The organism is Mesorhizobium sp. B2-3-15 (genome assembly GCF_006442875.1).
GTDB classification, from domain to species: domain Bacteria; phylum Pseudomonadota; class Alphaproteobacteria; order Rhizobiales; family Rhizobiaceae; genus Mesorhizobium; species Mesorhizobium australicum.
Genome location: NZ_VFVO01000013.1, coordinates 13,095 through 34,617, shown reverse-complemented (window position 1 = coordinate 34,617; position 21,523 = coordinate 13,095). Strand labels below are relative to the sequence as shown.

Below are 21,523 nucleotides of genomic sequence, written 5' to 3'. Positions count from 1 at the left end.
ATCTACTGGCTGAAAGCCTCCTACCGGGCCAATACGCCCCGTATGGCGCGGACGAGACGCCGGCGGATGCGCTGCGCCGATCGATCCGCAAACTCGCTGTGCAGTGGACCAAGCGCTTCGACGTGGCTTCGTTGCAGCTGGGCGACTATTTCGCGCTCTCGGTGGAAAAGCGATCGAGCCAGGCGCTCCGCAAGATCCTTCGCGATGGCGGCATCTCGGTCGAATTCAAGATGACGGCAGCGATGCGCGACGTTGTCGACGCGACGGTCCACGCCAACGTGTCGCTGATCAAGTCGATCCCGTCGCAGTATTTCGACCAGGTCGAAGGCGCGGTCATGCGGTCGGTGCAGACCGGCCGCGATCTTGCCGGCCTAGTGGCTGAGCTGGAGCGCTACTCGGGCATTACGAAGCGGCGCGCGGCCTTCATCGCGCTCGACCAGAACAACAAGGCGACGGCGGCCTTCAATACCGCACGCCAGTTGGAACTCGGCATCGACGAAGCCGAATGGCACCACAGCGGCGGCGGGAAAGAACCTCGCCCCACGCACGTTGCGGCTGGCCGTAAAAAGGTCCGCTACAAGATTTCGACTGGCTGGTACGACCCAGCGGTCAAACGCTTCATCCGACCAGGTGAGGAGCCGGGTTGCCGCTGTGTCGGGAAGCCAGTCATCAAGGGGTTTTCGTGACCTACAAAAAGGTCTGCCCAAGTTCCGCAAGGTCGTCAGCGAACATTTTAAGGTGTGCGCGAATGTCTTCCATCACCGTGACGACGGCAGAGCGCCGGTCAAGCATCAGCTCGACATCTTCGAAAGCGCCCACAGCATCAAGCGCGTCCAGCGGATGTTCGATCTCGTCCGATAACTGTTCGAGGGTGTCGTAGTGCACCGCTGTCATCGGGTCGAAGAGCGGCCTGGCCTCGGTGATGAGGACAGAGTTCAACTTGCCTCGGATGTCTACTTTCCAATCTCGAGCCCGCTGAACGAGTCTCGCATTGGACGCCATCACCGTTTCCGGTCCAGCGTCAGCGAGAAGCTCATCAACTTCGGCCAAGTACGTCATGTCGAAGAAGTCGCCGGCCAGATAAGCTGCACGGGCGGCACTCGCTCGGTCTGCCCGCAGCGTTAACCGTTGAGTGTCGTTGTGGCGGCGTCCCTGCTCACGGTCCAGCTTCATAGCCGCACGCACAGACCACGCCGCAGCAGCAATGGCCAGAACGCCGGTCGCGAGTGTTTCCCATTGAATTCGCTGGTTCACCATCGCCGGCGCCAGCAACGCACCGAGACAGAACCCGCCTGTCCCTGCCGCTAGAAAAATTGCCAGACGGTCCAACCGATCGGTTGCCATGCGCCTCACGCCGCGGTCAGCGTCGGGATCGCCTCGATCTCGGCGCTGAGCGCCCTCTCGGCCTGTTCCAGATCATAGTTGCGCTGGAGGTTGAGCCAGAGCACCGGACCGTTGCCAACCAGCTTGCCGAGGCGCAACGCCATGGGGACCGTGACGGGCTGCTTTTCGTCCAGGATGTCGTAGAGCGTGCGCCGGGAAATGCCGAGCAGCTTGGCGATCTCGGTCTTCGACTTGTCGAGCGCCGGGATGACGTCCTCGCGCAGAAGCTCTCCGGGATGCATCGCGGGCAGGCCGCGCTTGATGGGTGCCGTGTTCATCAGTGGTAATCCTCTAGTTCGACCTCGATAACGTCTTCGCCGTCAAAACCGAAGGTGATGCGCCAATTTCCGTTCACTCGAACAGAATAGCGCCCCTTCTGATCGCCCGAAAGGCCGTGGAAGCGATAGCCGGGAAGGTCCATGTCTTCCGGCTTTGAGGCTGCTTCCAAGGCCCGAAGGATGCGGGCGACACGCTTGTCGTCTTGCACGCTGAGACCGCGCGGACTGCCGGTCTCGAAGAAGCGTTGCAGGGCTTTGTTTCGGAAAGACTTGAGCATGTTTGTAAGGTAACGCCTTACACATTCCAAGTCAACAAGTTTGTGAGGCGCGGCCTTACATTACAGGAAATTGATCTGATGTCCACGCTCGGCATTCCGAAGCCTATCGGCGATGAGTTCGTCGGCAAGGACAGTGCCGGCCAAGCCGCCTCGCTGATGTTGGTCGCGCCCGATGGCGATGTCCTGGTGCTGCGCCGCTCGTCGACCGACACCAACTGGCCCGGCCATTGGTGCTGGCCCGGCGGCAAGTCTGAGGAAGGCGAAACGCCGCTCCAGACGGCCACGCGCGAGACGGGAGAGGAAGCGACAGGGCCTGAGATGTTCCTGGAGGCCGGCCCCGCGAAACTGCTGGAGTGCGCCCTACGCCACAAGGCTGGCTGCACTACACGTATGCGCAGCCGGTGGTCGAGAAGTTCCAGCCCAGGCTGTCAGCGGAGCACTCCGGATATGCCTGGGCCCCTCTGGGCTCGCTGCCTGAGCCGGTGCATCCGGGCCTGCGCGACATGCTGGGCGAGCGTCTTGGCATCGCCGCAGACATGGCTCCCGAGGCGTGGGATCAGCTGCGCTCCAACTTCGTGAAATGGACGAAGGACGAGGGCATGGCAGCCGCCGATTGCCCGCTTTGCGGTGGCACCGGTGAACTCGCCGGTCCTGGGATCGTCTGCGACGAATGCGAGGGTACCGGCGTTGCGCGGCCGAAGCAGGCCAACGACGCACTGGCGATGGATCGCAACAGCGTGCGCGTGTTCGACCAGGACGGTCATCTGCGCGTCGAGATGACGCCGATCTCCAAGGCCAACGTTTGCCCCTATTACGGCCGCGAGATCCCGGCTTTCGAAGCGCTGGGGCTGGATCCCGAGCGGGTCTTCCGCCTCTATCGCAATGCGGAGGAGCTGGCCAAGGCCGCCCCGTCCTTCGTCGGCAAGCCGCTCTTGCTCAAGCACATTCCAGTCAGCGCCAAGGAACACCCGCGCGAAGCCGTTGTCGGGGCTCTGGGCGATGCCGTCGAGTTCCATGCGCCGTACCTCATGGCGCCGCTCAGCATCTGGGATGGCGCTGCAATCGCGCTGATCGAATCGGATCGGCAGAAAGAACTATCGAGCAGCTATCGCTACCGGGCCGACATGACGCCCGGCACGCTGGCTGGAGAATCCTACGACGGCGTGATGCGGGACATTTCCGCCAATCACGTCGCCTTGGTTGAGGAAGGCCGCGCCGGGCCTGATGTTGTGGTCGGCGACAGCAAACAGGAGATCAACACGATGAAGAAAACAGCTCTGCTTCGCGCATGGCGTCCGTCGCCCACGGCGCGATCCTAGCCCACGTCATGCCCAAGCTGGCCGCCGATCAGAAGATCGATCTGCGCCCGGTTCTGGCCGACATCACCGCCAAGAATTTCAAGGCCAAGCGGCCCGCCATCATCGAGGCGGTCGGCAAGGCGACCAAGGGCAAGCTGGACGCTGACGCCAAGCTCGATGATCTCGAGGCGCTCCTGGTCGCGCTCGACGGGGTCGAGGTGAAGGAAGCCAACGACGAAGAGGACGAGGACGACGAAGAGGCCAAGAAGAAACAGGCCGAAGACGACGCCGTCGAGGAAGAGGACAAAAAGAAGAAAGCCGCCGAAGACGCGGAGAAGGACGATGACGACGATGACAAGGTCGACAAGAAGGCCATGGACACGGCGATCGCCGCTGCGGTTTCGGCTGCTGTCGATCGCGCCAAGCGCGAGGCCCGCGAAGAGTCCGCCCAGGTTCGCGCTGCGGAAGAGGCCGTGCGCCCCTACATCGGTAAGCTCGCCATGGCTCACGACAGCGCCGATGCCGTCTATCGCACCGCGCTCACGTCGCTAGGCGTCAATATCGACGGAGTTCATCCCTCGGCACTGCCGGCCATCCTTAAGGCCCAGCCTCTGCCTGGCGCCGGCCAGGCGCAGCAGCCCGCCCGTGTCGCCATGGACGCTGCAGGCGTCAGCTTGTTCCACGAGATGTTCCCGGCAGCCAAGTCCCACATTGTCAAGTCGCTCTAAGCGAGCGGCCTAAATTGCTAGAAACCCCCTTCGAGCCGGCCAACATGCCGGCTGCTTTATGAGGAGAACCGCCCATGTCTGGCTTTCAGACGCAGGTCGCCTACAATCCCGCCCCCGCCGTTGAGGGCGACTTCGCTTCCAGCAACCCCCGCAGCACGATCCTGGCCGCCGCTGGCGCGCTGGTATGCGGTGCGCTGGGCGCGATCGTCGGCCGCTTTGCCTGGCTGAACTATGCCCAGCTCGACAGCGACAATGCGCCGGCCGTGGTCAACCCTTTGGTACCGGGCCCGTCGCCGGCGTCGTGCACCGCGAGCAGCAGGGCCTGATCGAGGTCTACCTGCAGGAATCGACCATGCTGGTTCCGGCCGGCTTCCCCATCACCGTCTTCAACAAAGGCGACTTCTGGGTGAAGAACTCCGGCGCCACCCCGGCACTGTACGGCCAGAAGGTCTATGCCAACTATGCCGATGGCAGGTCTACGGCCGCTCCGACCGTCACGCCGAATGGCGCAACCACCTCGGCCGGCTCGATCGCCGCCGCAACCAGCGGCTTTGTCGCTTCGATCGTCGGCAACGTGCTAACTGTCTCCGCTCTCAACTCCGGCACGATCTACTCAGGCACCACCATCTCCGGTACCGACGTGGCGAACGGCACCAAGATCGTGCAGCAGCTCACCAGCGCCGAAATCGACGGCTCACTGGGCAAGACCGGCACCTATGCGGTGTCGATCCCTGACCAGAATGTCGACCCGGGCACCGTGATTGCCGGCACCTATGGCGTGTTCACGGCTGGCGGCAACGTCGTTGGCGTCTTCGGCAATGGCGACACGCTCACTGGCGCCGGCATCACCGCCGTCACCACGCTCACCCAGCAGCTCACCGGCCTACCGGCGGAGTCGGAACATATGCCGGGGACGTCAACCGTCGTCAATGCTGCGGCTCTCACCGCAGCCACCAACGTCGAGACCAAGTGGACCGTGCGTTCATTTGCCCAACCGGGCGAGCTGATGAAAATCACTTCCTGGCCGCAGGGCTAAACCCTTTCCCATCAACCTCGAACCAATGCGCCGTGAAGCGGCGGTCTGTTGAGGAGAACCACAATGCAATTCCATGACTATAATCAGGCCGCCGCGACGTGGACGCAGCATCGCCCCATGTTCGAGCAGGCCGGCATCTATCTTCCCGAAGCACGAGCCTACATCGTCGAGGCTTTCCGCACCAACCATCTTGCGATGGATGCGCAGCCCTCCCTGGCGACGGCGTCGAATGCCGGCATTCCGGCATTCCTGACCACGCTGGTCGACCCAGAGGTCTACCGCATCCTCTTTGCCCCCACTAAGGCCGCCGAGATCTTCGGCGAAACCCGAAAGGGCACCTGGATCGACCAGACGGCGATGTTCCCCGTCATCGAGCAGACTAGTGAAGTGTCGAGCTACGGCGATTACAACGACAACGGCCGAGCCGGCGCGAACATGAACTGGCCGCAGCGCCAGTCCTATCTCTTCCAGACGATCTCCGAATACGGCGAGCTGGAAATCGAGCGTGCCGGTCTTGGCCGCGTCAATTGGGTCGGCGAGGTCGACGCCGCCGGCGTGACGGTGCTTCACCGCTTTCTGAACACCACCTACTTTAAGGGCGTGCAGGGCCTGCAGAACTTCGGCCTTCTCAATGATCCGAGCCTCGCCGCGCCGATTACCCCGTCCCCGAAAGCTTATGGGGGCGTGAAGTGGATCAACAATGGCCAGATCGTCGCGACTGCGAACGAAATCTATGCCGACCTCCAGTCGCTCTGGCTCCAGCTCGTCACCCAGACCGCCGGCCTGGTTGACCAGAACACCAAGATGACACTGGGCCATGTCGCCGGAATCTCAGCTCGCGATGACCGCGACGAACTCGTTCAACGTCAATGTCGAGGATTTGCTCAAGAAGAATTTTCCGAACCTTCGCGTCGTTTCAGCGGTGCAATATAGGGGGCAAACCGCTATCAACCCGGGCGGCATCGCTGCCGGCAATGAAGTACAGTTCATTGCGGATGGGATCGATGGCCAGCAGATGGGTTATTGCGCCTTCAACGAAAAGCTCCGCGCTCACCCGATCGTGCGCGCGCTGTCTTCGTGGAAGAAGAAGATGACCAGCGGCACCTGGGGTGCCATAGTTCGACAGCCCATGGGCATTTCCCAGATGGTTGGCGTCTAAGGGCGCTTGCCAACGCGACGGCATGGCTCGGTCGTTGAACTGCGCAAACTCGAGCACGCTCACGTACGCCGGCGGCTGGCGCTTGCCGTGCGCTCCGATCTCGCCATCGAGCGCCAGTCGTTGCGAGGGGCGACCCGGCTCGATCGCCAGGCGCTCGCCCTTCCTGCCGCGGCTCTTTCCGACAGCGGCTTTCGGATAGTCGGCTGCCAGCCTTGGGGTGAATTGCGCGCCACATTGTTCGTTGCCGCTTTGGGATGAATTCCGCGCCACATTGCTCCCCTATACTCCCGGCCTCGTGAGGTGCGAAAGCCGCCCAGTGCTGAAGCGTATGCACATATCTGGGTGGTATGATGCCCGCGAAGTTGAGGCCGGAAAGGCAATCCAGACCGGAGAATGTCAAAAACCGCATTTCTCTGGCGCGTCCGCCGCTCACGCGATGGTGAAGCGGAGGTTGGAACATACCGGCTGAGCTCGGGTTAGCGACGTGCTTCGTATCGCAAGACGCCCCCCCCGCGGACGGTCGCTTAAGAAACCGGTCGCTTAAGAAACGTCGCAGGAACGTTCATGAAAACACAACTACTGCCGAACACTAGTCATCGTGGCCCGCTCGTCGTCATCACAGCGGCGGTACTGGCATTCGCAATCGCGTTCTATTACTTCGCCACCCCGCTGACTGGGGTAACCGGAACCCCCGGAGCCATGCTCGTGCTCGTCGCCAGCCTGGCTCTTGCGCTGGATGGGCTTGTACTGCGCTTCAGAAGAGGTGGTGTCGTTTTCACCCTAGCGTGGGTCTTGGGCCTTCTAGGAGCACTCGGCACATTCATTGCGGCCATCTTTCTCCACGCTTGGTGGCTCGTGGCGGCCGTTTCCGTTGTGCTGGCTGGGCTGTTGATCACCCTGGGTTTCCGTCAGACCAACATTCAGGATACGTCCCGATGAGAACTGCCGTCTTCGGCTCGAGCCTGGCATTTGCCGTCTTTCTGTTGCTGGGGCTCGGCATTCATTCCGTCTCTGCCCAGAATGACAATACTTCACCCGCGTCACAACCGGGCGGCATACCGGATGCCGGCAGTCAGCCGAAGGACAGCAGCGGGAGCGCCAGCCCTTTGGCCGGGGAAGCAGGCTCGCCGGAGGAGGCGGCAACAGCCCCGCTCCCTGAGCCCAAGCCAATCCCGCTGATCCCGCCACAGCCGACCTGGAACAGCTTTCACGGCCAGCTCAATGGCCAGAAGTACTCTCCGCTTACACAGATTACCGCAGAGAACGTCGGTTCGCTCCGCAAAGTATGGGAGTTGCATACTGGCGATATGTCAGACGGATCGGGCGCATTGCCACCGTCGGTCTGGTCCGCAACCCCCATTTTTGCCAATGACACCCTTTATATCGGGACCCCCTTCTATGGGGTGCTTGCGCTCGACCCGGGCACAGGGGCGATCAAATGGAAATTCGAGTCCAAATCCACTCTCAAGGCCTTGACGCAGCCGGCCCTGAAAAACCGTGGCGTTGCTTACTGGCAGAGCAAGAATGCCGTGGCGGGCGAGGGCTGTCAGAAGATTGTCTATCTAGGCACCATGGATGCGCACCTCTTTGCGCTCGATGCCGATACCGGACAGCTCTGCAAGAAATTTGGCTCGGGTGGCGTATTGGATGTGAACCAGTGGAACGACATCAACGCCAAGTACCCGCTTTCCCTATTGCAGCCGCCCACCGTGGCCGGCGACCACGTCATCCTCGGCTGGGCTGGAAAGGATTGGGCCTATGCCGAGGCTCCCCCCGGCACGGTTTTCTCGCTGGATCCTCAGACGGGCGCGCGACAGTGGTCGTTCTCGTCGCTGCCGGCGCAGATCGCAAAACGTACTGGGACCGCCAACGTCTGGACCGCAATGTCCGTGGACGAAGGGCTCGGGCTTGTTTACCTCCCGGTCTCCAGCCCATCGCCGAACTACTGGGGCGGCAATCGTGCCGACCCGATACCGCTTGCGACGTCCACCACCGCACTAGATCTTGAAACCGGCAAGGTCGTCTGGTCACGACAGTGGGTCCATCACGACATCTGGGACTACGACATCAACTCGGCGCCTACGCTTATGGACATCACCGTGGCGGGCAAACAAATTCCTGCCCTCATGCAGGCGACGAAGATGGGCTTTCTGTTCGTCGTCGACCGGCGCACCGGAAAAGACGTCTGGCCGATCGATGAACGCCCTGTACCGGGCGGCGACGGCAGCGTCCAAGGGGAAGTCTACGCTCCCACGCAGCCGTTCCCCACCAAACCCGCACCGCTGCTGGACCAGTCCAAAAAGCCACCCATCTGGCGAATAGCTGATGTCGTCGGCCTGGGCGAGTGCTCCCGCTTATGGGACAACCTCTCCTATCGTGGCATGTACAGCCCGCCGACACACAAGGGCGAGGGCGTGCTGGCCTACCCGGATTCGGCGGGCGGAGTGCAATGGGGCGGGGTCGGTTTCGATCCAAGCACCCAAACGGCGGTGGTCAACTTCTCGCATGTCGTCCAATCCATCAAGCTCTATCCGCGCGATGAATACCAACGGCTCGCCGGCGATTCCGGCAATGAGCAGGGCTACTATCCGCAAGAGGGCGCACCCTACGGCATGTCGCTGCACAACGCTCTCAACTGGCTTGGCATGCCGTGCTGGGCACCCCCCTTCGGAGAAATCGCCGCCATCGACATGACCACCGGCGACGTCAAATGGCGCCGGCCGATGGGAGCATCGCAGAAGTGGGGCTTCTATATGCCTGAATCCCTCGGCTCGGTGACGATCGGTGGCCCCGCCGTGACGGCGGGTGGTTTGATATTCATCGGGGGTTCGATGGACGCGAAGGTGCGCGCCTATTCTCTCGCGAACGGACAGGAACTGTGGTCCGACATCGTCCAGGCGCCCGCGGTGGCCAATCCTGCGGTGTACGAGTACCGCGGCCGCGAGTACGTGGTGTTCGTGGCCGGCGGGAACACCATTCTGAAGGACCAGGTCGGCGATCAGGTTGCCGCTTATGCCCTTCCCGGGCCGTGATGTCCAACGCCACCACCGGTGAGGTTGGTCGGCGGTCCAGTACGACGTCAGAGCGCTACTTGTGTGATCGGACCTTATCTGAGGCCGCTATGAATGATCTTCCAATCCTCACACTGGGGATGATCTTGCTCACCGCTTCTTTGGTGGCGATGATATCCAGACGGCTGGAACTTCCCTACAGTGTCGGGCTCGTTGCGGCGGGTATCGCCCTTGGCTTCATGCCCGGCGTTGCCGAACTCCCCCTCAGCCGGGATCTGATTTTCACCGTGTTTTTGCCGCCGCTGATTTTCCAGGCGGCACTTGCGATCGAATGGCGTCATTTTCGACTGGACCTGCCGGTCACGGTTCTGCTCGCTTTTCCTGGGGTCGCGATCGCCGCCGCAGTGGTCGCGGCTGGCATGCATTTGCTGCTCGGATGGACTTGGATCGGATCGGGGCTGTTCGGCGTGCTGATAGCAGCGACGGATCCGGTGTCGGTCATCGCGGCCTTTAAGGAAATGAAGGTTCAGCCCCGCCTCGCTCTTCTTGTCGAATCGGAAAGTCTGCTCAACGACGGCGCAGCCGCAGTTGGCTTCGGCATCTTGGCCGGAATCGCGGCAGGCGCCGAGGCGACGCCCCTTAGCGTTGCTGGATCGCTGTTGTGGACTATCGCGGGTGGGATTGCCTCAGGAGCAGGGGTGTCAGCCTTGCTCCTTCTGATCGCCGGTCGGACCGAAGATCATCTTGTTGAAATAACCCTGACGACGATTGCGGCCTATGGTTCGTTTCTGCTTGCGGAGGATCTTGGCATGTCGGGCGTGCTGGCTACTCTCACCGCAGGCTTGATTGTAGGCAACGTAGGGTGGAAAGGCGCGATTTCCGCCAACGCCAGAAGTCACGTTCTGGCGTTCTGGGAGTACGCGGCCTTTCTGGCGAATTCGATCGTGTTCATATTGATCGGTGGCCATGAAGCCCATCAGCCACTTGGGATATTTTCAGGCACCTCGGCGGTCGCCATCATGCTCGTGCTGGTTGGCAGGACATTGGCTATCTATCCTTTCTGTGCCCTCCTTGCTGCGACGTCCCTGAAGGTGGATGCAAGCTACCAGCATGTTTTGGTTTGGGGCGGGCTGCGCGGTGCCCTTGCTCTGGCCCTGGCGCTGGCCCTTCCTGAAAACGTCGCCGAGCGCAGTCAAATAGTCGTTGCCGCGTTCGCAGTCGTTGCCTTTTCCATCTTTGTCCAAGGGTTGACCATGCCGTGGGTTATCAGACGCTTGGGGCTGACCGCCGAAAGCGCGGCTTCGGCTACACGCGACCGCAGCGGCGGGTAAAGAAGCCGGTAGCCTTCTCGGGTTTCGACTGCTCAGGCGCTGTGATGTCAGCAGTGCTGGAAAGACGATGCAACTCGGACAGCACCGGGCGGCGGGCGCATGCCTGTCCACGAGACCGCGATGCACCATTTTGCGAACCCAGCGCACGTCGAGCGAAGAAGGCTGAGCGGGTGCGAGCGCAAGAATGCGAGGAACTACGCTCAACATCTCATCCGCACGGTGACGGTCGTGCTCTCGGCCGCGCACCGTGGCAAACGATTCCGGAAGGTCGCGGATCAAATGGCATTGCCGAACTCCACAGGGAGCGCATCCAACATCAGTCTGAGCCTGAACCCGTGGTCAAACCTGGAGGAACAGGAGGCCCGCCGCGCTCTCAATGCAGTTCAAGTCCGTCTGACGTGGTTTCCCTCAGTATGCTGACCGTGCGTTGCGCTCGGAAACGCGCCGAATTTGTCGCATTCGGCCCAAATGGAACGATACAGCGGGTAAGACGTTGAAAGTTATTCCCGTGGTGGTTCAAATGACAAAACGCTCCGCTGGCTTGAAGCGCCTGGCAACAAGGGCGCGGGAAGCGACTCGATCAATCGAATGTCTAGATCCAGGGCCCGTCCCAGTTCGCATGCTGGTGCTTGCGAAACAATTGCAGGCGGCGCTGGATGACAGAGAGTGGGAACTAGCTTCTCTGCACCCTGAACTCCCGTCGAAGAAAGGATGAGGACGTGCGCGAATTGCGGGGGCTGCACATTCTGATTGTCGAGGACGAATGGTCGATTTCGGGAGAGCTTGCGGAGTTTTTCAGCAATATGGGCGCCATTGTTCTCGGACCTGCGGCGAGCGTCGAGCAGGCGTCTGAACATACCGATCAAGCCGAAGCCGCAATCCTGGACGTCAATCTCAACGGTCGACACGTGTTCCCGATTGCGGACAAGTTGATGCGCCGAGGAATCCCGTTCGTCTTCTTCAGTGGCGACGACGACATCCCTATTCCCGAACATCTTCGCCACGCCAGCAATTTGCGGAAATCATCAGGCAGCAAGGCCGTGCTACACGCACTTTTCCCCGCACAACTGTCTGAACACGCGGACACCTCCGTGCCCCCTCCGCCAGACGACGTCTTCACACTGTTGCCCAAACTGCGCCTCGCAGCGCGTCTGTTGCTGGGAGACGTAAACGCATCTGACCGGCTGGTCGAGCGGACGCTTGAGCAAGCCATCCGAGACGTCGACTATAGGCAACTCGGTCAGTCCACGGAGAACTGGCTCAACGAGATCATGCGAGAGATGGCGAACACCCATGGCGCAAATCTCATGCATTGAATCTGTCCTTCGAGCCCAAGCCAGGGGCCGGAGGACGATTCTGGGTGAGGGTGATGATGCCGTTCATGAAGGCGGCGGGGGTCGTTGCATCGGCGCCCTGCGAGAGCACCGCGCCCGTCGCCTGGGTGAGGAAGAGATCGTCCGAAATCGTGCCGGTCGCAAAAGCCGTGCTCGACGGCTCGCCGGCTATGCCGGAGGTGATGACGAAGCCGCCAGCCACGGACTCGAAGGAGACACCGAGCGGCGTCGCGGAACCGGTGACCGTGCCGCTCGCCACCGTCTGCGTCAGGTTGACGAAATAGGTGCCGGCAAGGCCCCGACCGCTGCCGAGCTGCGTGATGCGCGTGCCTGCGCTCACGCCGGCACCGCCAAGGGTCTGGCCAACCGACAGGGTACCGGAAGCGATCGCAGTGACCGTGAGCGTGCCATAGGTCGCCGAGATCGCCTCGCTGGCGACGATCTGTGCGATCGAGACCGCATACTCGCCAATGCCGCCCGGCGTGCCCGACAGCTGATTGGTGATCGCCGTCCCCGCCGCGACACCGGCTCCGGACAGGACAGCACCGGCCACAAGCGTACCCGAGGTGACGCCGGTAACGGTCATGACGTGGCCGGCGATCGACGCGACCACAGCGGCCGTTGTCGGCGCGATCGCACCAGTCACCGACGCGACCGAGGCCAGCGTGGCGTTGAGGTCAGCCTGGAGCACCGCAGCCGCAGCCGAGAAGCTTGTGGCGCCGGAGAGGTGACCGGCCCGCAACTAGCGGCATTCCAAACTTCGTCTGGCCTGCCAGCAGGAGGCCTGTGATGGTGATCATTCCCTTGCAGGCGGTGCCGGTGTTCTGATTTCGTGAAGGGGTTAGCGATGCGGGGTTGCCTCACAATCGAATGCTATAGGGTCTTCTGCATGCTTTGAATTCGCCTAATTGCATTTCATTCAGCCGCGTCAAGGGTGAGGCCTTCGGCCTGCATCCTCCACATGCGGGCAAATAGACCGCCATGAGCTCTGAGCTCCGCCGCGTTGCCATCCTCGACAACGCGCCCCCCATTCATCACCAAGATGCGGTCGAAGCTGGAAAGCGTGGAAAGGCGATGCGCGACGGCGATCACCGTGCGATCGCGGAACATCTTGACCAGCGAGGCCTGGATCACCAGTTCGGACTCGGTATCCAGGGCAGACGTAGCCTCGTCGAGAACGATGACCGGAGCGGCTTTCAGGAATGCCCGGGCAATCCCGATTCTTTGCCGCTGGCCACCGGAGAGCTTCACCCCCCGTTCCCCGACCACCGTGTCATAGCCCTCGTGCAGTCTTGAAATGAACGCCTCGCAGTGAGCGGCCCGGGCAGCGGCGCGGGCTTCTTCATCGCTGGCCTCGGGACGGGCGAAACGAATGTTCTCCATCACGGTCCGGTGAAACAGCAGGATCTCCTGGGGCACGACGGCCAGCGCTTCGCGCAGACTATCCTGTGTGACCGAGGCAATCGGCTGGCCGTCAATCAAGATCTGGCCGCCCTGAACGTCGTAGAGCCGTTGAAGCAGGTGGACGAAAGTCGACTTGCCCGCTCCGGACGGACCGACGATACCGACCTTCTGGCCCGCGGGGATGGACAGGTCGAGGTTGTGGATCGCATCGACCTCGGTGCCGTAGGTGAAAGAAACCTTGCGGAACTCGATCGCCCCGCCATGCGGACGGATTGCCGGCGCCCCCGGAAGGTCGACCACGGTCTGCGGCTGGCCGATGATGCGCAACGTGTCCTCGATGAACCCGAAATGCTGGACCATGTCGACGAGCGACAACGCCATGTCGCGCGACCCGTGAAGAATGCGGAACGTCAAGGCGCTGACCAGGACCACGTCGCCGGGCGTGATTTCCCCCCGGCTCCATTGCCGGACCGCCCAGGCGAGCATGCCGCCGGCCATGACCCAAAGTGCAATGTCGTGGATGAGGCGCGCTTTTTCCGTGTACATCCAGCTGTCACGCTGGGCATCGGCTTCGGCTCGAAAGCTCGCTGCCAGCCTTGCGTGCTCGCGTGACCGGGCTGAGAACGCCTTGATAGACCACATGTTGGTGATGACATCGATCAGGCTTCCACCGACTTCGTTCGCATAAGATGCATATGTGCGGTGCAGGTGCTTTCCACGTTCCCCGAAGGCAAGCAGGCCGCCCATGATAACGACGACCGCGGACGCCAGGGCCACCGCCATCCGCCAGTCGACGACCGTGAACACGATGACGGTGCCGATGAAGTCGACAGCCGGCGGCGCGACCCGCCAGATGACGATGTTAGTCAGGGCGCCGAAATTGCCCGCGGTCGCGGTAACCCGCTGGCCAAGGGAACCCGCCAGGTTCTCGGCGAAGTACTTCATCGGCTGACCGTTCAGGAAGTCGAACAGATCGAGCCGCATCTGAACGCCGATCGCGAGGGTCGCTTTGCAGCCGAGCCAGCCGCAGAGACGCCAGAGGATGCTCTCCACCGCGATGAGGCTGATGAAAATGGCGAGCGCTGTCTGCGCGGCTGAGCCTTCGCGTGGGCCCGCCATCGCGTCGACGAGCACCTTCATCACGTACTGGATGGCGACAGCGCAGGACGCGGCCGATATCACCAGCACGGCGAGGATGATGAATTGCGGCAGCTGCCTGCGCACATAATGCCTTATGAAGGCAGCCGACCCCTCCAGGAACGGAGGCAGCGGGCTACTTGCCTGTGGCTTCAGATACCGCATAGGTCCCTCCGGCATATGGCCCTGACGTGAGTTCGCGCTGAAGCGCCAGCAGTTTTCGGCTCTGCTCGCCCAATTCATCCTCCATGCGCTTGCAAACTGGACGCCTGCCGTGCTCCCCCATCGGGCCGAGCAGGCCGACATCGCACATCCGGCCATTGTCCCATCCGGGGTAGTCGATGATTGGATAGAGGCAGATTCCCTCTATCTGGACGCCCCGCTGCATGGCCTCGAGGACCTCGGCCACGACATAGTGCACCCACGATGGCCTGGCCGTGCGCTCGGCGCCCGTTTCGGACATCGAGAGGGGTCGATTGTAGCGTTGTGCGACTTCAACGAGCATGTCGGCCAGCGGCTTGTAGGCATGGTGCCCGAACGGGATTGTCGGGCCGTGCAGGAGCCATTGATTGTCGGGATAGAAGTTCAAGCCGACGATATCGAGGTATTCGGGCCGGCCGCCCAGCTCCGGTTCCTGAAGCCCGGCAAGCATGTCGAGCGCTTCAAACTGACAGAGCCTGTAACCCTCCGCCTCGAGCTGATGCTCGACATCGTGAGGATAGCCGACCACATTGATCAACGGTTCCGCGGTGATGAAGCGGGCCCGGGAATCGATTCGTCGGATCGCGTCTATAGCAGCGATGGCGGCTCTTACCAGGATGCGCTTCAATTGGCCTCCAAGGCCGTTCGCGAATGGGTTGATCCGGCCGGTATCGCCACCCGCCCATGACCAGTATGAAATCTCGTTCACCGGACAGAAGTACGGCACCGAGCCGATCTCGGCGTGGATGACCAGGGCTGCGGCTTCCGCGAAGCGGGCGAAGCGCTCGACGAATTCCGGTGAGAAGATGTCGATATGGTCGGGCCATCCGTAGTGGCAGAGATCCCAAACCACCTGTGTCCCTGTGGCGTCGGCGGCGCGCAGCATTGGCAGAAAGCTCGACCAGTCGTAGTTGCCGGGCTCTTTCTCGATGAGGTGCCAGCGCAGCCCGTCGCGCACGGTGCGGATCCCCCGACGCTGGAGTTCGCGATAGTCGGTCTCGGACGCTTCGTCATGGCTGGTGGCGCGAAGCAGATCGAGGCGGACGCCATCGGCCCGGCGATGGCTCGAGCACTCGAATCCACCAAGGAAAAAGCTGTTAAACGCTGTCGGTTCTCTCATCTCGGCCTCTAGGACTTCAGTCGCTTTCTCAGCTGCCGAGGGCAGCCGAGGTCTTGTTCCAGCGAACATCACACTCCCGGAGGAAGCGTCCCATGCCGCTTGCCAGGGAGGGCATGAGTTGACCCCGTTCGCTTGCCAGGGCGGCAGGGGCGAGGACCCCGCGGCCATGATCGCCCAGCACCAGGCGCGCATCGAGACCGGCCGACTGGGCGACCTCTCTTGCCCAATCGGACCAACTGACCGCGCCGTCATTGGCGAGGTGCCATATTCCCGTCTCGCCATCGATCAACAGGTCGAGCGCGGCGTGAGCCAGGTCCGGCAGGTAAGTGGGGGAGCACACTGCGTCCGCCGGCAAGCGGAGCGAACGGTCGGCTGCGATTTCATCCAGCAGCTGCGAAAGCACGTCTGCGGTGTTCCAGGGTCCGAAGACGGCGCTCGTGCGGATGACCAGCGCGGCGGGATGATGCTTCATCACCATCGTTTCGGCTGCCGCGTTGAGATTGCGTATGCCCGATGCCGGGGTGATGGGGCTGCTCTCGACCAAACGGTCGGTGAGCGTCTTGCCGACCAGCGCATCCGACGTCACGGTCATCAACGCAACACCGGCGGCGGCACAGACAGATGCCAGCACCGCGCCATCCGCCGGCCCGTTGCTCGTCCCAATCGAGCCGACAGGACCCGCTTCGGCCCCTTGCGGAGTGGCGGCGTGGACGAAGGCCCAAGGCCGATACTTGAGCAGCAGGCGGCGCATGGAATGAGGGTCGGTGATGTCCATCTGATTGGCGGGAAAGGCGATGAATTCCAGCCCCCGGTGGGCAGCGATCCGGCAAAAGGCGCTACCCAGCGCCGCATCCTTGCAGAGGATGAGCACCTTGCGCGCGTCTCCGCCCCCGCTGCGTTCGGCGGTGGTTTCGAAAGGTGGGCTGAAGAACCGCGTGTCCCGGCGCCACCAGCCGGGGCTGTCGAGAACCGGATGCTTCAGGCCGGCGCCGCCGGCCATTTCCCGTACCGCACTTCCCAGGGCGGTCATGCGCGGCGATGGACTGCGGACGTCGAAGGCTCCCGCCTCATAGGCTCCATCTTTGCGCAGCAGCAGGCTGTTCCAGTCGACGCATCCGAACAGGGCCCAGACGGTGACGGCGGCAATGTTCTTGCCTTCGCCAGCGAGCCGATTGGCAGCGCTCCAGACTTCGTTCAGCCAGCGAAGCTGTTCGTCGCGGCTGCAGCCATGGTGAACTTCGGTTACGGCGACCGGCCGGTCATAACGCGCACAGACCTCGCGCAGGCGGGGTTCCGGCCCGTCCGACCCAAGCGGAAGATGCATCCGCACGGCCTCAAGGTCGGCATAGTGATGCCGGCCATTGCCGCCGACCGAGGCTCCAGCTGGGAGCTTGGAGCAGCGGTGGTCAAGGAAACGCTCGCTGGTCGGATAGTAGTTGACCCCCACAATATCGGGAGGGCAGGGCTCGTCGACGAAGGCCTGGAGCTCCTGCTCCGGTATCCCATGATCGATCAGGCGGGAGAACCATGGATGGCTGCGCTCGACACGGCCAAACAGCAGGTCGAACGTCAGCCAGCGGCGTTCGTTCTCATAATCCGCCTGGTAACCAAGCAATGGCGTGCTGAACGTCTTGCCGAGATCCTCGGTCTGGACGAGAGCCGCGTGCGGCGTCACCTCGCGGATCGCCCGCATGGCAAGCGCCACACCGCGGCACTGGTTGATCAGCGCTCGTGCGAAATCTGGCAAGTGCCGGCGGTGGGGATACCAATGTCCATACAAAGCGCTGAAACGGGCTGTGGTCAGCGGCTCGTTCACGGGGGTGAAGCGGCGGATCTCGGGGTAGCGTTCGGCGACGCGCCGGGCATGCCGAGCCAGGAGCTCGGGAAAAGCCGGATCGAGCAAATTGGTGTAGCGGGGGCCGCTGCCATGGTGTAGCAGTCCGGCGATGACCTCGATGCCTAGCTCTTTCAGCCGCGGCATCCGTTTGTCGTGCCAGGCGAAATCGGCGGTTTCGATATTGTCCGGCGAGATCGATTCCCACAGCAGCGGGTACCGGAGCGTTCGTATGCCAAGCTGCCGGATGCGGTCCAGATCGTCCAGCCTGCCGGCATGTCCCGTCTCCGATAATTCGTCACGCCATCGGTTCCTCAACCGAATGATGCTGCACTCGACGCCTCCCCAGATCTCCGGCGTGGCCTGCATGGTCTCGGTCCGCATCGTCGCCGCCAATCATTAAATCGCTTGCAGAATGCCGCTCATCTTGGACACCGCGGTCTCAAGAGGGGCGCGGTTGTCACTGGGAACCGAGGCTTCGATTCTCCGGTAGGTGGCGAGGGCCTGACCGACGACCTGGTCCATATTGTAGTAGCGGTAGGTAGCCAGCCTGCCGACGAACCAGACGTCTTCCGTGGTACGCGCCAGGGCCTCGTACCTCCGATAGCGATCGGCGTTCTCCGCCGTCGGTACGGGGTAATAGGGGTCGCCGTCCGCCGTTGGGTATTCAAAGGTCAAACTGGTCCAGGGATGCTGCTGACCCGTTAGGTGCTTGTACTCAGTGACGCGCGTGTAGTCGTGCTCCATCGGGTAGTTCACGACGGCCACCGGCTGGTGCCATTCCTTTTGCAGCGTCTTGTGCTCGAAGCGCAGCGAGCGATAGGGCAGCCGGCCGTAGCAGTAGCCGAAATACTCGTCGACCGGTCCCGTGAAGATCAGCCGCTTGTAGGCGAACTCTTCGCGCATCTGCGAATAGTCGGTCTTGAGCATGACCTGGATGTTCGGGTGATGAAGCATGCGCTCGAACATGCGAGTATAGCCGGCGGCAGGCATGTACTGAAGCTTGTCAGTGAAATAGCGGTCGTCGCGATTGGTCCGGGTCGGCACGCGCGCGGTCACCGACTTGTCCAGTTCCGAGGGGTCGACGCCCCATTGCTTGCGGGTATAACCGCGGAAGAATTTCTCGTAGAGCTCACGCCCGACACGACTCACCACCACGTCTTCGGACGATCTGATTTCCTCGACCGGCTCGGCGCGCGCAGCGAACCACTCCTCGAGCTGCTCCGGCGTCAGATCCAGCCCGTACAGTGTGTTGATCGTTTCGAGATTGATCGGGACCGGCACCAGCTTCTTGTCGACTTCGGCCAGGACCCTGTGCTCATACGGACGCCATTCCGTGAACTGCGAAAGATGATCGAAGACCTGCTCGGAGTTGGTGTGGAAGATGTGTGGTCCATATTTATGGATCAGCAGGCCGGCCTCATCGTAGCAGTCATAGGCATTGCCGCCGACATGCGGACGCCGGTCGACCACGAGGACCCGGTCTCCCCGCTGGGAGGCGAGGCGCTCGGCGAGCACACTCCCGGCAAAGCCGGCGCCGACAACCAGCCAATCAAACATAGCTGCTCTCCGACGCATGTATCGCTTGGGGACCGGACGTGCGCCGCTCTCGCGTCTCCGTGATAAGCGAAAGCATTTCCTGCCAGGTCGACCTCCAGGACATGCCGGACAGGTGTCGATCCACCTTTCGCAGCCACTCATCCTTCGGGCGAGCCAGCAGATGTTCGGCACGCTCTATGAATTTCTCCGCAGTATCCGCGATTTCGACCAGGCCGAGCTGTCCGTACGGCCGGACAACATCCCGGACCGAGGTCGAAATCACCGGTACGCCGGCGGCGAGGAATTCCGGGGTCTTGGTCGGGCTGATGAACTGGGTCGACTCGTTCCTGGCGAACGGCATGATGCCGACGTCCCACCCGGACAGATAATGAGGAAGCTGGTTGTAATCCCTGCCGCCCAGCCAGTGAACGTTCGGCCGGCGCGGAAGGTCTGCCGGGTCGATCTTGACCACCGGGCCGATCATCACGAACTGCCAATCCGGCCGCAAGGCTGCCATGCGATCCACCAGGTCCAGATCCATGCGCTCGTCGATGACGCCGAAGAAACCAAGCCTGGGGCCGGGGATCCTGTCCTGATCGAGAGACGGCGTACCGGCAAGGCGGGCCTTGCCGAAATGAGCCTTGTCGATGCTGCTTGGAAATGGGTGGATGTTGCGATGACGATGCTGCTTGGCCTCATAAAGGCTCTGACCACCGGTGAAGACGACATCGGCGCGCCTGAGAAGTTCGCGCTCCAGCGCCATCATCCGGGGCGGCGCCGCGCGGAAGCTCGAAAGCTCATCCATGTTGTCGTAGACGCAAAGCTCAGCGGAAATGTGCCGGCTGAGAGGCAGGGCCATGGGCGTATAGTACCACAGCAGTGCTGGCGTTGCTTCGAGGCTTTCCACCAAGCCGTCAACCAGCTTGCGTTGCGCACGCGTGATCTGCGGTCCGTTGAGATGTCTGGGAATGTGCGGCACGACCACCGTCACCCCGTCAGTGCTCGTATAGCTTTTCTGGTAGGCAGTGGTTTCTTCCGTAAAAATCGGCTCTTCGAAGAAAAATACATCGTAGCATTGGCTTGCCTGGGTTAGAATGTGCTGAGGTCTTTGAAAAACGAAGTTCCATCTAAGGTGAGAGAAGCACAATAAGCTTCTGCGGATTTGTGGCAGCCTGTGGTTGTTTTTACGCTGAAGATCGATATCCATCTTGGTCCTTAGAAATATTATGAGAGGCGTTCAGTGCCAGCCAAACCTCGCCGTCGCGCGGATGTTCCGCACGATGTATTAAATGATGCTGGCAGTGATGTTGAATTATGGTTTGCAGCCGGCATACCGCGCCGGCAGCTCTATCTCCTGACGTGCTGAGGTGGTACTCACAGAGCGGCCCCGGCCGAACGTCCCATGCAGCCGTTCGCCCGTGTTTAGGCGAGGCATCGAGCCGTAAAACGTCCAGCGCCCATGAAACATGTTCGCTCAGTCCCTCCGGATGAACTCGCCGAACAATAGCAAGCGTTGCGGCGGCGTGTACTGCAGGCAGAGCGAGGGGCAGAGCCAACAATAAGGGTAGCAACCCAGCTGATCTGGACGCCAAGCAAACACGCGCAAGTGGCTGCAATACACCGGCGTTGGAGCGCTGCCCTGAGATAATCCTGGCGCGACCGTCACGCCGGATGCAGACACTGCGGTGCTACCGCTCCGGCACCGCGGAGGTTTGTGGATGGTTGCGTGCCGCGTCCGCGATTTCTGGAATGAACTTCGTGTCGTCGGGTCGTGTCCCATCGGGTGGTGTAGCTCGGCGGTTACGAAGCCACTCACGAGCGCGCCGTTAGTAGCGCTGTAGCGAGTGAGCGGCGTGTCGGTGGTCATCGGCGCTTTCCGGTAGAGTTTGGTTGTTGACACCAACCCCACTTCGGAAGGACCACCGATGACCGACGACATGATGAACCTGCGCACGCTCGTGGAGAAGACCCCGGATGCCGATCTGCTGCGGGAGATGATCGGCTTTGCCGCCGAGCGGCTGATGGAAATGGAGGTTGGGGCTGCCACCGGAGTGGCTATGGCGAGAAGAACCCGCTGCGGCTCGCCCAGCGCAATGGCTACCGCGACCGGGACTGGGAGACGCGGGCCGGCACGGTCGAGCTGCGCATCCCGAAGCTCAGGAAGGGAAGCTACCTCCCGGGTTTCCTCGAACGCGCCGCATGGCCGAGAAGGCGCTGACCGCCGTTATCCAGGAAGCTTATGTGCAAGGCATCTCGACCCGATCGGTTGACGACCTGGTCAAGGCCATGGGGATGAGCGGCGTCTCCAAGAGCCAGGTCTCGCGGCTGTGCGAGGAGATCGACGGCAAGGTGAAGGCCTTCCTCGAGCGGCCGATCGAGGGCGATGGTCGGAGCGCGTACGGAACGTCAATAAGGCTCCGGCTTTGGCGCGCACAATCACGAACCCTCGACT

General features: G+C 62.0%; 20 protein-coding genes and 1 pseudogene. 11 read left to right on the top strand and 10 right to left on the bottom strand.

Annotation, left to right across the window (positions count from 1 at the left end; all coding sequences use genetic code 11):
- Nucleotides 1-98 precede the first annotated feature (98 nt).
- Nucleotides 99-686, top strand: coding sequence for a phage minor head protein (locus FJ954_RS24235; RefSeq protein WP_210242406.1), 588 nt, complete (start codon nucleotides 99-101; stop codon nucleotides 684-686).
- 1 nt (nucleotide 687) lies between these two features.
- Here FJ954_RS24235 and FJ954_RS24230 read toward each other — a convergent pair whose 3' ends face one another.
- Genes FJ954_RS24230 through FJ954_RS24220 form a run of 3 tightly spaced genes read right to left on the bottom strand, consistent with a single transcriptional unit; the run spans nucleotide 688 to nucleotide 1,939 of the window.
- On the bottom strand, nucleotides 688-1,344 hold the full coding sequence (locus tag FJ954_RS24230; RefSeq protein ID WP_140663675.1) for a hypothetical protein: 657 nt from the start codon (nucleotides 1,342-1,344) through the stop codon (nucleotides 688-690).
- 5 nt (nucleotides 1,345-1,349) lie between these two features.
- A complete protein-coding gene (locus tag FJ954_RS24225) occupies nucleotides 1,350-1,661 on the bottom strand; it encodes a HigA family addiction module antitoxin (protein ID WP_140663673.1) in 312 nt (103 codons plus the stop codon).
- Nucleotides 1,661-1,939, bottom strand: a complete 279-nt coding sequence (locus FJ954_RS24220; RefSeq protein ID WP_140663671.1) for a type II toxin-antitoxin system RelE/ParE family toxin — start codon at nucleotides 1,937-1,939, stop codon at nucleotides 1,661-1,663. Before FJ954_RS24220 ends, FJ954_RS24225 begins: the two co-directional genes overlap by 1 nt.
- A 353-nt stretch (nucleotides 1,940-2,292) precedes the next feature.
- On the opposite strand from FJ954_RS24220, the gene FJ954_RS24210 reads away from it, so the two are divergent.
- The 5 genes from FJ954_RS24210 (at nucleotide 2,293) to FJ954_RS24190 (ending at nucleotide 5,934) form a co-directional block, all read left to right on the top strand.
- Nucleotides 2,293-3,258, top strand: coding sequence for a DUF2213 domain-containing protein (locus tag FJ954_RS24210; RefSeq protein ID WP_246681139.1), 966 nt, complete (start codon nucleotides 2,293-2,295; stop codon nucleotides 3,256-3,258).
- Nucleotides 3,228-3,965 (top strand): hypothetical protein, encoded by a 738-nt coding sequence (locus FJ954_RS24205; RefSeq protein ID WP_140663665.1) that lies wholly within the window; start codon nucleotides 3,228-3,230, stop codon nucleotides 3,963-3,965. Before FJ954_RS24210 ends, FJ954_RS24205 begins: the two co-directional genes overlap by 31 nt.
- Nucleotides 3,966-4,039: 74 nt before the next feature.
- Nucleotides 4,040-4,291: a hypothetical protein gene (locus FJ954_RS24200; protein ID WP_140663663.1), complete on the top strand. Its 252-nt coding sequence runs from the start codon at nucleotides 4,040-4,042 to the stop codon at nucleotides 4,289-4,291.
- On the top strand, nucleotides 4,267-5,001 hold the full coding sequence (locus tag FJ954_RS24195) for a hypothetical protein (RefSeq protein WP_140663661.1): 735 nt from the start codon (nucleotides 4,267-4,269) through the stop codon (nucleotides 4,999-5,001). The genes FJ954_RS24200 and FJ954_RS24195 overlap by 25 nt, the downstream gene beginning before the upstream one ends.
- A 63-nt stretch (nucleotides 5,002-5,064) precedes the next feature.
- Nucleotides 5,065-5,934, top strand: coding sequence for a hypothetical protein (locus FJ954_RS24190; protein WP_210243331.1), 870 nt, complete (start codon nucleotides 5,065-5,067; stop codon nucleotides 5,932-5,934).
- Here FJ954_RS24190 and FJ954_RS31860 read toward each other — a convergent pair.
- Nucleotides 5,918-6,430 (bottom strand): hypothetical protein, encoded by a 513-nt coding sequence (locus tag FJ954_RS31860; RefSeq protein ID WP_210243330.1) that lies wholly within the window; start codon nucleotides 6,428-6,430, stop codon nucleotides 5,918-5,920. The genes FJ954_RS24190 and FJ954_RS31860 overlap by 17 nt on opposite strands.
- Nucleotides 6,431-6,724: 294 nt before the next feature.
- On the opposite strand from FJ954_RS31860, the gene FJ954_RS24180 reads away from it, so the two are divergent.
- From FJ954_RS24180 to FJ954_RS24165, 4 genes are all read left to right on the top strand, one after another.
- Entirely contained in the window at nucleotides 6,725-7,099 is a 375-nt protein-coding gene (locus FJ954_RS24180; RefSeq protein WP_140663659.1) for a hypothetical protein, read from the top strand.
- Nucleotides 7,096-9,192 carry a pyrroloquinoline quinone-dependent dehydrogenase gene (locus FJ954_RS24175; RefSeq protein ID WP_140663657.1) on the top strand — a complete coding sequence of 699 codons (2,097 nt, stop codon included), beginning with the start codon at nucleotides 7,096-7,098 and terminating at the stop codon, nucleotides 9,190-9,192. Before FJ954_RS24180 ends, FJ954_RS24175 begins: the two co-directional genes overlap by 4 nt.
- Nucleotides 9,193-9,281: 89 nt before the next feature.
- Nucleotides 9,282-10,502 (top strand): cation:proton antiporter, encoded by a 1,221-nt coding sequence (locus FJ954_RS24170; protein WP_140663655.1) that lies wholly within the window; start codon nucleotides 9,282-9,284, stop codon nucleotides 10,500-10,502.
- Nucleotides 10,503-11,221: 719 nt separating this feature from the next.
- Complete coding sequence (locus FJ954_RS24165; protein WP_181173032.1) at nucleotides 11,222-11,818, top strand: response regulator; 597 nt, start codon at nucleotides 11,222-11,224, stop codon at nucleotides 11,816-11,818.
- On the opposite strand, the gene FJ954_RS24160 is transcribed toward FJ954_RS24165, so the two are convergent.
- From FJ954_RS24160 to FJ954_RS24135, 6 genes are all read right to left on the bottom strand, one after another.
- Nucleotides 11,808-12,578: a DUF3383 domain-containing protein gene (locus FJ954_RS24160; RefSeq protein ID WP_140663651.1), complete on the bottom strand. Its 771-nt coding sequence runs from the start codon at nucleotides 12,576-12,578 to the stop codon at nucleotides 11,808-11,810. The genes FJ954_RS24165 and FJ954_RS24160 overlap by 11 nt on opposite strands.
- A gap of 173 nt (nucleotides 12,579-12,751) precedes the next feature.
- Nucleotides 12,752-14,542: an ABC transporter ATP-binding protein gene (locus FJ954_RS24155; protein ID WP_140663649.1), complete on the bottom strand. Its 1,791-nt coding sequence runs from the start codon at nucleotides 14,540-14,542 to the stop codon at nucleotides 12,752-12,754.
- Nucleotides 14,514-15,698: a beta-glucosidase gene (locus tag FJ954_RS24150; protein WP_140663647.1), complete on the bottom strand. Its 1,185-nt coding sequence runs from the start codon at nucleotides 15,696-15,698 to the stop codon at nucleotides 14,514-14,516. Before FJ954_RS24150 ends, FJ954_RS24155 begins: the two co-directional genes overlap by 29 nt.
- A 28-nt stretch (nucleotides 15,699-15,726) precedes the next feature.
- Nucleotides 15,727-17,916 carry a sugar nucleotide-binding protein gene (locus tag FJ954_RS24145; RefSeq protein ID WP_224720449.1) on the bottom strand — a complete coding sequence of 730 codons (2,190 nt, stop codon included), beginning with the start codon at nucleotides 17,914-17,916 and terminating at the stop codon, nucleotides 15,727-15,729.
- A gap of 15 nt (nucleotides 17,917-17,931) precedes the next feature.
- Nucleotides 17,932-19,092, bottom strand: coding sequence for a UDP-galactopyranose mutase (gene glf / locus FJ954_RS24140; RefSeq protein ID WP_140663645.1), 1,161 nt, complete (start codon nucleotides 19,090-19,092; stop codon nucleotides 17,932-17,934).
- Entirely contained in the window at nucleotides 19,085-20,278 is a 1,194-nt protein-coding gene (locus FJ954_RS24135) for a glycosyltransferase family 1 protein (protein WP_015316575.1), read from the bottom strand. Before FJ954_RS24135 ends, glf begins: the two co-directional genes overlap by 8 nt.
- A gap of 718 nt (nucleotides 20,279-20,996) precedes the next feature.
- Here FJ954_RS24135 and FJ954_RS24125 point away from each other — a divergent pair.
- A pseudogene (locus FJ954_RS24125) lies at nucleotides 20,997-21,456 on the top strand (transposase); the annotation flags it as partial.
- Nucleotides 21,457-21,523 lie beyond the last annotated feature (67 nt).